General features: G+C 37.5%; 12 protein-coding genes and 1 tRNA gene. 9 read left to right on the top strand and 4 right to left on the bottom strand.

Annotation, left to right across the window (positions count from 1 at the left end; translation table 11 throughout):
- The first annotated feature begins 149 nt into the window (after window positions 1-149).
- The gene (locus M9949_11360) at window positions 150-818 is read left to right on the top strand and encodes a hypothetical protein (protein MCO5251999.1); all 669 of its coding nucleotides are present in this window, start codon (window positions 150-152) and stop codon (window positions 816-818) included.
- Window positions 819-967: 149 nt separating this feature from the next.
- Window positions 968-1,453: a ferritin gene (locus tag M9949_11355; GenBank protein MCO5251998.1), complete on the top strand. Its 486-nt coding sequence runs from the start codon at window positions 968-970 to the stop codon at window positions 1,451-1,453.
- A gap of 102 nt (window positions 1,454-1,555) precedes the next feature.
- On the opposite strand, the gene M9949_11350 is transcribed toward M9949_11355, so the two are convergent.
- The 4 genes from M9949_11350 to M9949_11335 are packed head-to-tail and all read right to left on the bottom strand — an operon-like array spanning window position 1,556 to window position 6,283.
- Window positions 1,556-2,515, bottom strand: a complete 960-nt coding sequence (locus tag M9949_11350) for a hypothetical protein (protein MCO5251997.1) — start codon at window positions 2,513-2,515, stop codon at window positions 1,556-1,558.
- Window positions 2,512-3,237, bottom strand: a complete 726-nt coding sequence (locus M9949_11345) for a hypothetical protein (GenBank protein ID MCO5251996.1) — start codon at window positions 3,235-3,237, stop codon at window positions 2,512-2,514. Before M9949_11345 ends, M9949_11350 begins: the two co-directional genes overlap by 4 nt.
- A gap of 1 nt (window position 3,238) precedes the next feature.
- Complete coding sequence (locus tag M9949_11340; protein MCO5251995.1) at window positions 3,239-4,834, bottom strand: OmpA family protein; 1,596 nt, start codon at window positions 4,832-4,834, stop codon at window positions 3,239-3,241.
- A 15-nt stretch (window positions 4,835-4,849) separates the two neighbouring features.
- Window positions 4,850-6,283, bottom strand: coding sequence for a pyridoxal-dependent decarboxylase (locus tag M9949_11335; protein ID MCO5251994.1), 1,434 nt, complete (start codon window positions 6,281-6,283; stop codon window positions 4,850-4,852).
- A 75-nt stretch (window positions 6,284-6,358) separates the two neighbouring features.
- Here M9949_11335 and M9949_11330 point away from each other — a divergent pair, with 75 nt between their 5' ends.
- The 7 genes from M9949_11330 (at window position 6,359) to M9949_11300 (ending at window position 15,799) form a co-directional block, all read left to right on the top strand.
- Window positions 6,359-7,420 carry an efflux RND transporter periplasmic adaptor subunit gene (locus M9949_11330; GenBank protein MCO5251993.1) on the top strand — a complete coding sequence of 354 codons (1,062 nt, stop codon included), beginning with the start codon at window positions 6,359-6,361 and terminating at the stop codon, window positions 7,418-7,420.
- Between the two features lie 52 nt (window positions 7,421-7,472).
- Window positions 7,473-10,520, top strand: a complete 3,048-nt coding sequence (locus M9949_11325) for an efflux RND transporter permease subunit (GenBank protein MCO5251992.1) — start codon at window positions 7,473-7,475, stop codon at window positions 10,518-10,520.
- 13 nt (window positions 10,521-10,533) lie between these two features.
- Complete coding sequence (locus M9949_11320) at window positions 10,534-11,856, top strand: TolC family protein (protein ID MCO5251991.1); 1,323 nt, start codon at window positions 10,534-10,536, stop codon at window positions 11,854-11,856.
- A 38-nt stretch (window positions 11,857-11,894) separates the two neighbouring features.
- A tRNA-Lys gene (locus M9949_11315) sits at window positions 11,895-11,968 on the top strand.
- A 202-nt stretch (window positions 11,969-12,170) separates the two neighbouring features.
- Window positions 12,171-12,848, top strand: coding sequence for a response regulator transcription factor (locus M9949_11310; protein MCO5251990.1), 678 nt, complete (start codon window positions 12,171-12,173; stop codon window positions 12,846-12,848).
- An 11-nt stretch (window positions 12,849-12,859) separates the two neighbouring features.
- On the top strand, window positions 12,860-15,217 hold the full coding sequence (locus tag M9949_11305; protein ID MCO5251989.1) for a TonB-dependent receptor: 2,358 nt from the start codon (window positions 12,860-12,862) through the stop codon (window positions 15,215-15,217).
- A gap of 15 nt (window positions 15,218-15,232) precedes the next feature.
- Window positions 15,233-15,799, top strand: a complete 567-nt coding sequence (locus M9949_11300; GenBank protein ID MCO5251988.1) for a YfiR family protein — start codon at window positions 15,233-15,235, stop codon at window positions 15,797-15,799.

Here is a 15,799-nt window from a genome sequence, read left to right as displayed (position 1 = left end):
CGAGCAGAGTTATCAACTCGAAATTCTTAAATGCATATAAGCTTATTTCTAATTTTAAGAATATTTAATGGATAACGGAAATCTTTTGGAGATGTTTGTAGAAATCCCAAATTGTAAAATCAAAAATTATATAACAAAAGGCTGGTATTATGCTTAGTTTTAGCTATAGAGCTTTATGGTTTGTTTTAGCTTTCTTATTGGTTGGTTCAATGGCTTTGAAATCTCAAAGCATGAAAAACACAGAGTCGTTATCGGCATTTAACACTGAGTATTCTTATTTGATGAGTGCTGAAATATTAAGCAGCCCATCTCAGCAAGGAGGTTCGATTGTTTTAGATCAATCTATTGTGGATGCTTTGTTAACATGCAGACAAAAATTGTATGATGCTGAATTCAGCTATAACTCGTATAATTTAATATTTAAAAATATCTTGGGCTTAGCCGGATATGCTAACTGGTGCGATAGAATGAAACAAACGAAAGATAGTTTAATTACCAAAATACAGAACTATTTAGACCAACATAATATTCAAATTCCTCAACTTCAAGCCCCTGAAATACCTGGTATTAATGACCCAATTGAACTTTTAAAAAATATTTATAAATATGAAATATTAAGTTCAATATCATTAGAAACAGCTTCAAAATTGCCTGCATTAGAAAATGATAATCCATCACTTTTATTTATTCGAAATTTGGTAGATGAACAAACTGAAGAAGAAGCTACTGCAAGTGAGTTATTAGAACGGTCTAAAGTTTTTTACACCGGTCAACCACCTAAATATGGACTTGATGGAATTGATGAATCATTAAAATAATATTAGTATCGTTAGTTTAAAAGACAGTTTATATGTACAGAACAGATAAACTGTTTTTTTTTTGTTTTCGATACGATTGAAATAATTGGCAAGAACTAACGTAAATAAATAATAAATTTTATTCACTTTTTTAAATTAAAGGAATTTCGATGGATAAGGAATTAGCACTCGAACTGAACTCGCAAATCACTAAAGAGATTTACTCATCCAATCTCTATTTGGCAATGTCGGCATATTTTGCTGCGAAAAATTTCAACGGATTCGCACATTGGTTACGCCTTCAGTCACAAGAAGAATTAGCACACGGTTTGAAGATATTTGATTATATGATTTTGAGAGGCTCTCAGCCTATCGTTGCCCAAATCAACGAACCACCTCGTTCATGGTCATCTGCACTTGAAGCTTTCGAGATGGTTTATTCGCACGAACAATTAGTTACCGATTCAATTAATAGCTTATTAGAATTGGCAATTAGCAAAAGAGACCGCGCAACTGAAAATATGCTCCGCTGGTTTGTTGACGAGCAGGTTGAAGAAGAAGCAACTGCAAGCGAACTCTTGGAAAGACTTCGTTTAATCAACGACAATCCGCAAGGTTTGTTCATGATGGACAGAGAACTGAAATTCAGACAATAAGCAAGCTTACTACAATACGGAAAATGGGCTGATTGCGATTGCATTCAGCCCATTTTGATTTTTGAGATAGTTTTAACTAAATGTTTAAAAGCGCAATTCTAATTATCTGACGATATTATAGTAAATTCCCGTATTCAGTCGGAATTGGTGTTGCTTCCAAATTGCATCTGTTAACATTGAATTGAACATAAATGAATATCTAAAGCTGTATTCGATTCCAATTACGTTGAAATCAGTAATACCACCGAGTGCAATTTCGAAACTTTTCCTGACATCAGTCAATGTGTTGAGTTTGACGTTGTGCATTACTCTGACTGTGTCTGTTCCGTTGCCATATCGCAAATCGTCCTTTGTATCCAATACTTGGAAATATTGTGTGGCACTGCTCGATATTGGAATTTCGAATGCTATTCCGGCTTGGATATAATAATATGATGAAATGGAATAATTCTCGAAAATGAAAGCTCCATAAATTGGGATTGTCAATCCGAGTGAAAATCTGATATTATGGTCAGCAATATGGACGACGGCTCCTTCGAGGAACTTTTGCTTATGTCCAGCCAAATTCAAAAATGAGCGAGTGTCGTCAATCGAAGATAGAATCCCGTGCGTTCGGCTATAGTTGGCTTGAGCTTCGAATATTAAATATTTTGATGAGTAAAAGCCTGTTAAACCCAAATCCCAGAGGGTTGGTTCGGGAAATTCATCTTCAAAATCCTCAGAACCTTTTTTCTTGATTTCCTCTTGGTCCGCCTTGAAACCATAGCCGCCCTGAAAACCATTGTAGGTAGGATGCAATGACTTCGACCTCATTTTAGAAGCCGCATCATGCGTGCTACCGCCTCCGTAACTCAAGCCAATGCCAAAAGTAGTTTTTAATGGTCGCGGAAACCATCCTTTAGAATATGTCATCGGGAAATCTTCAGTAAAATCATAATCATCGGGGTTTAAATCTTCTAAATTCCAAAGTGAATCTAATTGTTGGTCTTCGCCCTCATTTTGGGACAAAGCTGCTAAGTTGAGCCCAAAAAATAATATCGTGATTAATAATAATATTCTCATTTAATCACCATAAACATTCGTTTATTGGATGCACTTGTAGATATGAAATGAATCAAATATGCTCCGGCTGCGAAAGTCGGGTTTGTTTGCAATACGAATCTATGCGCACCAGCCGGGACAATTCCCAAATCAATATCTTGGTAAACTTTGCCGGTCAAATCGTAAATAATAAATCTAACTTCGGATGCTAAATCAATTTTATAAGCCCACTCGGTGGATTCTCCTGCCAATATCGGATTGGGATAATTCAAACTCAGAACCGACCTTCGGACATATGGCAAAGGAGTGCCGATTGATTCGGATACGACAATTCCGGATAAATCGCTTAATGTAGTCGAGCCGACTTTGATATATTCAAAATTAAGGACACAAATCGAGTCATAGCCTGCTAATAGTTCGCCGACAATGAAAATATTCAAAGAATCAGTTAAATCACCGCTAAGAGTCCCTGAAACGGCAAATTCGTAGTCGAATTCATTTAGTCTCGTCAGCGTGCAATTCAAACCGGTAGCCAAAGTAGTTACCGAATCGGGGAAAAACACTGTAGGATTGGATAATGTGAATTGCCCTTCGATATTAATATTTTGTTCGAGCAATTCGGGGCTTATGGTGATTTCCATTTCCGTGCTCTGCCCAATTTTACCAAAAGCAGAATCAATCCGAATTTGCGAATTGAGTAGATTTGAAGCTAATATTAATAAAATGAAAATGTATTTTATCATCTTAATTCTCGATTATAGTGAATTCGGTTCGGCGATTAATTCTGCGATTTTCCTCAGAAGTATTGGGTGCAATCGGCAGACTTTCACCTTTGCCAACAGTTCTGATTCTATCTGAGGCTATTCCGCGCTGGATGAGCGCAGCTTTGACTGATACAGCCCTTCGCACTGAAAGCGCCAAATTGCTGTCATCGCTCCCCACATCGTCAGTATGACCAGTGACTAATATTTTCATATTGGGATTATTTTTCATTGCATCGGCAATTTTATCCAACATTGGATAAGATTCAGCTTCGATTTTGTCGCTGCCGAAATCAAATTCAATATTCATGATTGCAATTGTACCGATAGGAGAGTACTTTTGGAATACGCTTCTATCATACTGACCGCCGGCATCGAATGTAAGGCGTCCGTCCGCAGAGCCGAGCTTAACATTGACTTTGTGCAAATTGTCACATTCGGGTGGACGGTAGCTAATCAAATAATAATTTTTGAGCAATAAATAAATATCTCTGAAAATAAATGGAAATTCATTTGACGACAATGTTCGATACATTCTTCCACCGGTGTATTCAGCCATAGTTTCGAGGGATTTATCCGCAGCACCGTAAGCGATTGAATAAATCTCGACATTTGAAGCTTTAGCGAACCTCAGCAAGCTGTCAATCTTAGATTTTGAAGTATTATCTTGACCGTCACTGAAGGCAATTAGCACCTTTTTATAAGAATCGTCCGCTTTATTCAACAAGCTAATTCCGTGGTTTGCAGCATCAAATAGCGCAGTTCCACCACCGAATTTACCTGATTTGCCACTATCAACCACGAATTTTTTTATTGCTGATGACATATCATAAGTCAAGTCCACCTCAGTATGCAATTTGGAATCAAATTTGACGATTGCAACTGCATCGCCGGGCTTGATGGCACGCAGAAGGCGTTGAACTGCAATTTGCAACCTGGCGATACGATTACTGCCCATGGACCCTGAGTGGTCTAAAGCAAAAGCTATGGCATGTTTGCGAGCTTCACTCTCGCGGATTTCCACAACATCAAAATTTTCAATATTGTTATTTACACCACTGCAACTATCGTGGACACTTTTCCAATAATCGCCGACAGTCCTGCCTTCCGAAAGATATGGAGGAGCAAGTCCACTAATGTATTTGCCTTCGTTATCGTAAACAAGTGCTCTTACTTTGATTTCATCAGGATAGTTCGAATCATCAACATTTATTATATCAAATTTCAAATCAATAGGCTTTTTTTCAGGAGGCGGAGCTACATAAATGTGGACTGTATCTCCTTTGGTTGAGATAGACCTAACTTGGTAGTCTATGTTTGTTGTATCCGATTTGCCGACTGTTGCGATTGATGCAATGGAATCAATTTGATTGCTGTATTCATCAAAAAAATCGTCTGCTGAGGCTATTCTGTTGCTGCCACTAAGGTAAATTCTTTTATATGTCGAATCATTTTTAATTCTCGCTTCTTCCAAGCTATCCAATTGTTCAACAAGTGCAATAGGTATAAAGAAGCATGATTTGCAAAGCAATGCAATCATTAATATTGCGATTACCGGAATGATTCGATTTAGTTTCATTTATTTACAAATATATCAGCGTAAATTTGTTCTACGAATTAAATTTTCCGAAGTTTCAACAATTAATTTCCAAGCATCGCTAATGTGTTGTTCGGTCACGTTTAAATTAGCCGTGACCATACGAATTGTGAATATATCATTTAACTTTGTTTTGCTCAAAAACACCTTGCCTGTTGAGTTTACATCGTCAAGTAATTGCACATTAATGCTGTTTAAAAGCGTTTCATCGTCAATTCCGACAGGATGCAAGCGGAAACAAACTACATTCATCACCACAGGAGCCAATACCTCGAAATCTTTATTTGACTTGACCCAATCATGAAAGATGCCGCCCAATGCGATATGATGACGGAGAATAGATTTCAACTCATCAACTCCGAAACTGCGAATGACAAACCATGCTTTCAAGGCTCTGAATCTGCGTCCTAATTGAATTCCCCAATCACGATAATTTTTCACTTCCGAGCCTCGTTTGTAACGCAAGTATTCAGGCAAGATTTCAAATGTTCTAATCAAAGATTGCTCATCTTTTACGAAGTAAACCGAGAAATCAAAGTTAATGAAGAGCCATTTGTGAGGATTGAAAACAAAAGTATCGCAATTTGAGGCGAGTTCGGACAGATGTTTGAATTCTTCCAAAATGAATGCACTTCCTGCATATGCAGCATCAATGTGATGCCACAGACCAAACTCTTTGCAAATTTCATAATTTTCTGCAATTGGGTCGAATGCCAATGAGCCGGTCGTACCCATTGCCGAAACGACGCACATAGGCGTCAAACCTGCCTTCAAATCGGACTGAATAGCTTCGCGAAGCAAATCTGAACGCATAGCATAATTTTCATCCACAGGTATTTTGACTAAATTATCAGTTCCGATTCCGGCAATACGGACAGCTTTATCTATGGAAGAGTGAATTTCGGTCGAAGCATAAACGCGAAATATTTTGCCGCCGATGCCTTTTTTTCCGGACTCGAAATTTGACATTTTTTCGCGAGCAGTGAGTATGGAGCAAATTGTAGCACTCGAAGCAGTGTCTTGGATTACACCAACAAAATCATCTGTCAAACCAAGCATTTGCCGCAACCAATCCGTTACAGTTTCTTCCAATTCAGTAGCTGCGGGAGATGTTTCCCACGAAAAAGCATTTATACCCAACCCTGAGGTCAACAATTCGCCCAAAATGGAAGGATAGCTTGTGTTGGAAGGAAAATAAGCATAAAAATTCGGACTCTGCCAATGTGTTATGCCGGGCATAATGATATTGTCAAAATCTTTCAAAATATCTTCAAAGTCCTCACCTTCATTAGGTGCGGCAGCCGGAATTTGGCTTCTGACTTCTCCCGGTTTGACTTGCGAACGAACAGGATATTTGTCTGCTTCGGACAAATATTCTGCTATTTTATCAATTATTTGATAACCGTGCTTTACAAATTCATTTTTCTTCATGTTTTTTTCATTTTCAGTTAATAAATACATTCAATATTAATTCGTCGCTATCTTTTTAAAAAATTAAACAAAGTAATGAGTTCTAAAGTAATAAAATACACGACGATAATCGGCATAATCATAATTTTAGTTGCAATTGTATTAGTTCCCAAATTATTAAAATCCGATAAAAAACCAGAAAATGAAAAGACAGAACAAGCCAATTTGAGAGTACAAATCCAAATTGTAGAAAAAGAAATCATCGAAGACAAGTTAGTACTGAGTGGTACTCTCGCACCTTTTGAGGAAGTGGAAATCAAACCGGAAATCAGCGGAAGAGTAACTTCAATTAACTTTAAAGAAGGCGGCAACACCCAGAAAGGCAGTATTTTGGTGAAGTTGAATGATTCTGATTTGAGAGCGGAATTATTGCGTTCGCAAGAGAGAATCAAGCTTTTGGAGAGCATCGAATCGCGACAAAAGCAATTGCTCGACAAAAAGGGAATCAGTATAGAAGAGTACGAAATTTCCTTGAATGAGCTAAATATGCAAAGAGCTTCAGTGAGTTATATCGAGGCAATGATTGACAAAACTGAGATTCGTGCACCGTTTTCGGGGATTTTGGGAATTAGGGAAATCAGCAATGGTGCAATTGTTTCACCCGAAAAAGTAATCACAACATTGCAAGTTATTGACAGATTAAGGCTTGATTTTACAATTCCACAACGATATGCAACTGAAATCAAAGCCGGACAAAATGTTCAATTCAAAGTTCCGCCAAGTGACAAAGTGCATACAGCAACAGTTTATGTAATAGAGCCGCGAATTGACAGGTCAACCAGAACTGTAAGACTGCGAGCCGAATACAAAAATACAGACCGTATTTTCCCCGGGACATATGTAGAGGTTGAGTTAATCAAAGATGAGAAAGAAGAATTATTTATGATACCTACGCAGGCACTAATCCCGGACTTAGATTCTGACAAAGTTTATGTTTATGAAAATGGAGAAGCTGTAATTCGCAATGTCAGTTCAGGATTCAGAAATGAAACACATGTCAGCATTACAGCCGGATTGCAAACCGGAGATTCGTTGATTACCTCAGGAATAATGATGTTGCGTCCGGGAATGAAAGTAGATATATCAAAAAATCAATAAAAATATGAGTTTATCCCAAATAAGCATAAAAAGACCTGTTTTAGCTACTGTAATGTCCATTATAATAGTTTTGTTTGGAGCAATCGGCTATACTTTTCTTGGTGTGCGAGAGTATCCCAGCGTTGACCCGCCTATCATTACAGTATCGACCAATTACACCGGTGCAAATGCTGATGTAATGGAAACGCAAATCACCGAACCACTCGAAGAATCAATTAACGGTATAGCGGGAATCAGGTCGCTCAAATCTGTCAGTCGCGACGGCAGAAGCACAATAACAGTTGAATTCAATATAGATGTTGATTTGGAAGCGGCTGCAAACGACGTTCGGGACAGAGTTTCTCGAGCCGAACGAAATTTACCGCCGGACACAGACCCACCGACAGTTAGCAAAGCTGATGCTGATGCAAGCCCGATAGCATTTTTGAATGTGAAAAGTGAAACACGTTCTTTGCTTGATTTATCTTCAATTGCTGAAAATGTATTCAAAGAGAGACTTCAGACAATTGACGGAGTGAGCGAAATAAGAATTTGGGGGCAAAAACGATATTCGATGAGATTGTGGCTTAATCAATATCAGTTAGCTGCTTTTGAAATGACTCCATTAGACGTTCGCGAGGCACTAAACCGAAATAATGTTGAACTACCGACAGGTAGAATTGAAGGGCAGAATACGGAATTAACAGTCAGGACATTAGGTAGATTGACTACTGTTAATGAATTTAACGATTTAATTATCAAGCAAGACGGAAACGGTATCGTCAGACTCAAAGATGTCGGCAGAGCCGAGTTATTCCCCGAGAACGAAAGGACATTATTAAAACGCGATAAGATACCAATGGTTGGGGTAGTTCTGATACCTCAGCCCGGAGCGAATTATATCGAAATCGTTGATGAATTTTATCGCCGAATTGAGTTAATCAAAAAAGATTTGCCTTCTGATATCGAAATCGGCATAGGATTCGACCAAACAACTTTTATCAGACAATCAATTGACGAAGTGGTCCAAACTGTTTTCATAGCTTTCGGATTGGTAATTTTTATTATATTTTTCTTCTTGCGAGATTGGCGAACGACCATAATTCCTGTAATAGTTATTCCAATTGCTTTGATAGGCGCCTTTTTCATCATGTATTTATTTAATTTTTCGATTAATGTGCTGACACTACTTGGAATAGTACTCGCAATCGGATTAGTAGTTGACGATGCCATTGTAGTGCTCGAAAATATTTACAAAAAAATCGAACTCGGAATGTCTCCCCAAGAAGCAGGAGTCAAAGGATCTGCGGAAATATTCTTTGCTGTAATAGCTACTACAATAGCTCTTGCATCGGTTTTTATGCCTATTCTGTTTCTCGAAGGGCTTACAGGAAGGTTATTCAGGGAATTTGGAATTGTCATAGCAGGTGCAGTTATAATTTCATCGTTCGTTGCATTGACATTGACTCCGATGCTTGCAACGAAAATTTTGAAAAAGAGAACAAAACACAATAAATTTTACGAAGCGACTGAACCATTCTTCGTTTCGTTGACAAAGAACTATGCAAGCTCACTCGATTGGTTCATGAAGCACCGTTGGTTGTCTTTCCCGGTTATTCTATTCGCAATGGGAGTGATATATTTTTTCGGTAGTCAACTCCCGAGCGAATTAGCTCCGGTTGAAGACAGAAGTTCACTTCGTGTTCTATCAACCGCACCGGAAGGTACAAGCTATGATTTCATGGAGACTTACATGAATGATTTAGTTGATTTGCTCGAAGAAAATGTGCCCGAAAAAAGAACTTTGATTTCGATTACTTCGCCCGGATTTGGTGCATCAAGCTCCGTGAACAGTGGGTTTATACGCGTGATGTTGAGTGAACCGGACGAGCGACAAGCTACTCAACAGCAAGTGGCTCAAAATATTCAGAAAATACTGCCTCAACTACCAGACGCAAGAAGTTTTGTAATCCAAGAACAATCAATCGGTTCATCCAGAGGAGGATTGCCTGTGCAATATGTATTGCAAGCGCCAAATTTGGAGAAATTGAAAAGTGTTATCCCGATTTTTATGGATAGCGTCATGAATGATGCAACATTTGCACAAGCGGATGTAAATTTGAAATTCAACAAACCTGAACTGCAAGTAGATATCAACCGTATGAAAGCTCGTGATTTAGGGCTATCAATTGCCGATATTGCACAAACATTGCAGCTGACTCTTAGCGGTGCAAGGTTCGACTTTTTTGTGATGGACGGAAAGCAATATCAGGTAATCGGACAATTGGAGCGCCAGAATAGAAATACACCGCTTGATTTGAAATCTATTTATGTCAGAAATAATCGCGGTGAATTGATTCAACTCGACAATGTAGTAACAGTTTCCGAAACCAGCTCTCCCCCACAACTTTTCAGATTTGACAGATTTGCCTCGGCGACAGTATCTGCATCATTAGCCGAAGGTAAAACTATTGCGGACGGAATTGAAGTGATGGAGAGAATCTCACAAAGCGTATTAGATGAAACAATGTACACATCTTTAGATGGACCATCAAAAGATTATCGGGAAAGTGCATCGAGTTTGTTTTTTATATTTGTACTTGCGCTTGTACTGATATATCTGGTATTATCAGCACAATTCGAGAGCTTTCGTGACCCCTTTATAATAATGTTCACTGTTCCGCTTGCAATTGGCGGAGCGATTTTCTCATTGTGGTATTTCGGGCAAACAATTAATATTTTTAGTCAAATCGGACAAATAATGTTGATTGGATTGGTTACGAAAAACGGCATTTTAATAGTTGAATTTGCTAACCAAATCAAAGCAAAAGGCAGTACGCCATTCGAAGCAGCAAAGCTATCAGCGTATTTGAGGTTCAGACCGATTTTGATGACTTCTCTATCTACAATACTCGGTATATTGCCAATAGCATTAGCTATCGGGGCAGGCTCGGAAAGTCGTCGTTCGATGGGTATTGCGGTAATTGGTGGTTTGCTTTTAGCTACACTACTGACTTTGTATGTTATTCCGGCAATTTATTCGTATTTTTCAGGCAAAGAAGCAGTTATGACAGATGAACTTAAAGAAGCTGAAAATTTAGTTGCCGAAACTATAAACTAATTTTGAAAATGAAATGATGATAAAATTATTCAAAAATATTTCGTTAATAGCTTTCAGCTTGATTATATTGAGCGGGCAAGTCCTTGCACAAGGTTTATTGACATTGGAAGATGCTCTCAAACTTGCTTTTGCGAATAATCATGCGGTACTTTTTGCTTCGAAACAATCAGAAATTGACCAAAATAATAATTCAATCGGCAATGCAGGATTTCTGCCATCACTTGATGCAAATGCGGGTATCCGCAAATCCGTTTTGAATGTCAATCAACTCTACTTAGATGGACGAGAAGTAAACCGTACCGGAGCACTTTCTGACCAATTGGATGCAGGAATTGCCTTAAATTGGACGATATTTGATGGCACTCGAATGTTTATACGTAAAGAGCAATTAGCGGAAATGCAAAAAATCGGCGAACTCGAATACAAAAACATGCTCGAATTAACTGCCACAGACATTATCAACCAATATTTCTCAATTGTCCGAACCAAAGCCGTATTAATCAGCATTGAAGAAAATTTGGAGATTTCCCGCGAAAGAATGTCGCTGACCGAATTGCGTGAATCATTGGGCAAATTATCAAAATTCGACGTACTCCAAGCCAAAACAGATTTGAACAGTGATATTGCAGATTCGATTGATGCCGCAATCCAATATCAAAATTCAAAAATCGAACTGAAACGAATGATTGGAATCGGTGAATATGATGATTTCGATGTCGAAGCGGAAATTGATTTGCTCCCACAAATTGCCTCAATTCCCGATAATGAAATCGAAAATCAAAATACACAATTGCTATTAGCTAAACAAAATCAAAAGCTTGCAAATTTGGAATCAAGTCTTGCAAATTCATATTATTTGCCGCAATTGGATGCCTTTGGTGCATATAATTGGGCGAGAGCAAAATCACAATCGGGTTTTTTGAGCGAAAACACTTCGTATGGGCTTAATTACGGCTTGAGCCTATCGCTGAACATATTTGACGGCTTAAATAGCAGCAGAGAGTCCGAAAATGCCCAAATTCGTATAGAGATGAGCGATATACTTTATCGTCAGACAGCACAATTGATTTTTTCGGAAATCAGAAAAGTGCAAAATTCATATAATGCCTTGAAAATGAAGCTTGACTTTGAACTCGAAAATATTGCAGTAGCAGAAGAAAATATGGCTTTGGCATCCGACCGACTAAATTTGGGCATAATCACGCCATTGGAATTCCGCGAAGTACAAAACAATCTAAATAAAGCCCGCACACGGCTTACCGAGACACAATACCAGCTAAAACTATCCGAAACCACTTTGCTAAGAATCACGGGGAATTTAATTTCCGGCAATTAAAATTCAGGTTATTTCAAAAAAAAGCCTTATTTTTGAATGCTTCCTTAGCTCAGTTGGCTAGAGCAACTGACTCTTAATCAGTAGGTCCCGGGTTCGAGCCCCGGAGGGAGTACAAAGAAACAAAGTAGCCCCGCAGGTAATTGTGGGGCTTTTTTAATTGTACTATAAGCAAATTTAGCATATGTTTTTTCAATCTACGTAGTATTTGGTATTTTCATTTAAAATAGGGATTTTTCATTGCATCTTAGTAGAAATTGCTTATTTTGGATTCAAGTGATTTGTAAAGATTAAAAATGCTTTCGGGGTGATTTGTAATGATGAATGATATTAACATACTTATAGCTGATGACCATTATCTGATAGCTAAGCTGATTAAAATGATGCTTACTACGTCCGATGAACGATTCAAAGTTAGCCTTGCCAAAAATAGTTCTGAAGTATTCGACTTTGTTCGCCAATCAAAGCCGGAGCTAATGTTGCTCGATATTGATATGCCCGAAATTGATGGCTTGCAAGTGTTAAAAAAAGTTAAAGCAGAGGAACCGGATATCAAGGTGCTCATGATTTCTAATCATACCGAATCGTGGGTCATAAAACGCGCTCTAAAATTGGGTGCCAACGGCTATTTGTGCAAATATTCCGACAGCGATGAGGTACTGACTGCAATTAAAACTTTACTCAGTGGTGATATATATTTGTGCAAGGGTACATTGAAAAGTTTGTATGTGAGTTCACCAAATGATAAGAAAGAATTAGTGTCAACTCATATCAAACACGCTTTGGGAAATTTGAGTAAACGCGAAATGGAAGTGTTGAAACTTGTTTTGGAGGAATATTCGACTAAGGAAATATCCGAATTGCTGTTCATAAGTGCAAGAACTGTTGAAACGCATAGGAAAAATATTCTTAATAAGATGGGAGTGAAAAGCAGCCTGGGATTGATTAAACTGTTTGTCGAAACAAATATGATTGAATCTATTAATGCCACTTAGTGAAGGGAAGTATGTTATTAAAATACAAAGTATATATTTTGTTTTTAGCATCTACACTTTGTTTGACGGTTGAAGTGAACGCAAACAACACAGAAGAACTTTTCGACTTGACATTTGACGAGTTGATGTCCACTAAAGTCAATATAGGTTCACTTTTGTTCATGTCGAATTACGACAAGCCTGCTATGGTCACAACTATATCCTCAGAAGATATCCGTGTGACACCGCACAGAAATATTTACGATTTGCTTGAAACCTATATTCCCGGTGCATACTTTATGAGTCATTACGATGCACCTACTCTCGGAGTACGGGGCATAATTTCTGACAGGAGCAACAAAGTGCTGCTATTAGTCAATGGGCAAGTAGCAAATCAAAAAGCAAGGAGTGGAGCAATTGCCGAATTGCAAAATTGGGACTTAGGTGATATTGACAAAATCGAAGTAATCAGAGGTCCCGGTTCGGTAACTTACGGACCGGGTGCAATTGCTTGTGTAATCAATATAATCACAAAAACAAAATCAACTAATGATGCGAGTGACTTCAAAGTCAATTACATTTACCCTTATAATTCAAAGGGTATTTCGACAAAATTTACCCAAAGGATTACTGATGATTTGAGTGTTTTTGGTTTTGCGAGCGTCCAACAAACTCAAGGATATTCACCTGAAAATGCTTATAACATTATGTATAACAGGTGGACTTTAAATGAGCATGAAACTCAAAATAAATATCAAGAATATTTGACTGATTATTTTGATAAGCCTCAAACTAAAATCCATTTTCAATTTGACTTATTCGATAACACAAGCCTATGGTTCAGATATGCAAATTCCGGCACTACAACTAATGGAGCTATACACAAGGCACAATATCAAATCGGTTTGGACGAGAATAATATTGCCATCATGGGTAATTACGCTAATCCTTTGCAAGTCAAACATGAACATTTCTTGGTTAATTTGCATAACGAAATCGAACTCAGCGCCAACTATTCATTCGCCTCAAATTTGCATTTTGGAACTGAAAATAATGCCAGGACAATGGGATGGTTTTGGATGTGGGGTCCAAACGATGCTCCAAATCAAAATATTTACGATGAACTAATTGACCACAAAAGCCTGAGAAACAAATACAACAACTTTTCAGAGAGTGAACTAAGTTGTGATTTCTTGTTGAGCGGTATAGCAAGTGATGATATCCGATTCGCATTAGGTACAACGCTTTCCTACAATAAATGGGGCTCTCCATGGTTTGCAGATGCCAATATGATTAGAATGGGCGACCATAGCAATATCATCAGCGGACCGGATTCGCCTATTTATGGACAAAGCCTATTTTTTGGTGTTGACTCTGCTAATGCAATTTTTGTTGGCAATGGTTGGTCCACATTCATGTATTCATTTTATGGCGAAGCCGAACTCGTAATTCAGAAATCAGTGACAGCCTTATTCTCAGCAAGAATGGATAAAGACAGCTATTCCGATTATCTTTTCTCGCCAAGAATTGCTTTAATCTATAAAATCAACGAAAATAGTTCGCTAAAACTAATAGCACAACAATCAAACAGAATGAATACAGCTGAAGAACTTTTCTTGCAAAATAGAGCAGGAAATATCTCTGCACCAGAAAAGCTGAACACACTTGAGATGATTTTTTCGAACACCTATTTGGGTAATATTTTAATTGAAGGCTCGGTTAACTATAATAATATTGATATTTTAAGCTGGTATGACCCAGATAGAACCACACGCGAAACAGGCAATTTGTCCATGATTGGAATAGAAGCAGAAATTAAATACAATACCAAATACATAGCCATAGGCTTGAATCATTCATTTACCCATATGCTTGATTGGGTATTAGCTCCCGGAGTTGAACGAAGCGGGATAAGCTATTCTGATTATAAATTTAGCTATTTGGGAAATTCGACTACCGGCTTTGGGAATAACATAAACAATTGGGCAAATAACAGCACCAAATTTTATGCAAACTTCAACTTATACGAGAAGAAATTAATATTGCATTTGAACGCAAGAGTATTATGGGGATTTGAAGGTGCTAAAGATGGATTGCAGTTAGTTAGACAATTAACAGAAGGTACGGCAGATGAACAATCAATCAGAGCTATTTTGGATGTGATGCGGCAGCAATCATTCTACGATTATGACTTCAGATTGAACGCTTCGATTAATTATAATTTTGTTCCAAAATCAACAATATCAGTTTTTTTGATGAATATCTCAAAAATCGGAAATAATTACAGATACAAATATGAAGCAGGAAATAAAGCAGAATCATATTTATTCAGAATGAATTTATTGGAGGAACCATTAACTATCGGATTGAAGTTATCATACGAAATATAATTTGAACGAAATTAATTGTGTAAGTATTTTCAAAATATTGCAAATATTAGCTGTAATTATTTAATCGTAATTGCATATTTTTTATTACTATTTATCCCAAACCTTTCCAAATCACAAGAATCGGACGAAAACTCACTCGTAATTGCCTATCTTGAACGTTTCACAAGATTTATCGAAAATCATTCTTTTACTCAATTTGACGATAAAAACAAAGATTTCAATTTGTATTATTATGGCAATAATACATTTGGAAAAAGATTTGAAGAAATATTCGCAACACAAAAAATCAAGAACCGAAAAGTCAATATTCGGTTTGTAAATAAAATCGAAGAATTGCAAGATGCAAATATGATTTTTATTTCCAAATCAGCCGAAAAAGATTTGGATAAAATCGTTGAATATGCAAACAGAAATGGGATACTAACAACATCATACTCTACAGGATTTGCTAAACGTGGTGTACATATTAACCTCTACATGCAGGATATGAAATTGAAATTTGAAATCAACCATAATTCTGCAAAAAAAGCAGGTTTCCACATTAGTCATTTGTTATTGTCAAAAGCACGAATAATTGAGTGA

Origin of the sequence: Candidatus Kapaibacterium sp. (assembly GCA_023957315.1) — a bacterium.
Lineage (GTDB): Bacteria > Bacteroidota > Ignavibacteria > Kapaibacteriales > UBA2268 > PGYU01.
The sequence above is the reverse complement of the archived record's forward strand: the minus strand, read 5'-3'. Positions and strand labels throughout refer to the sequence as shown.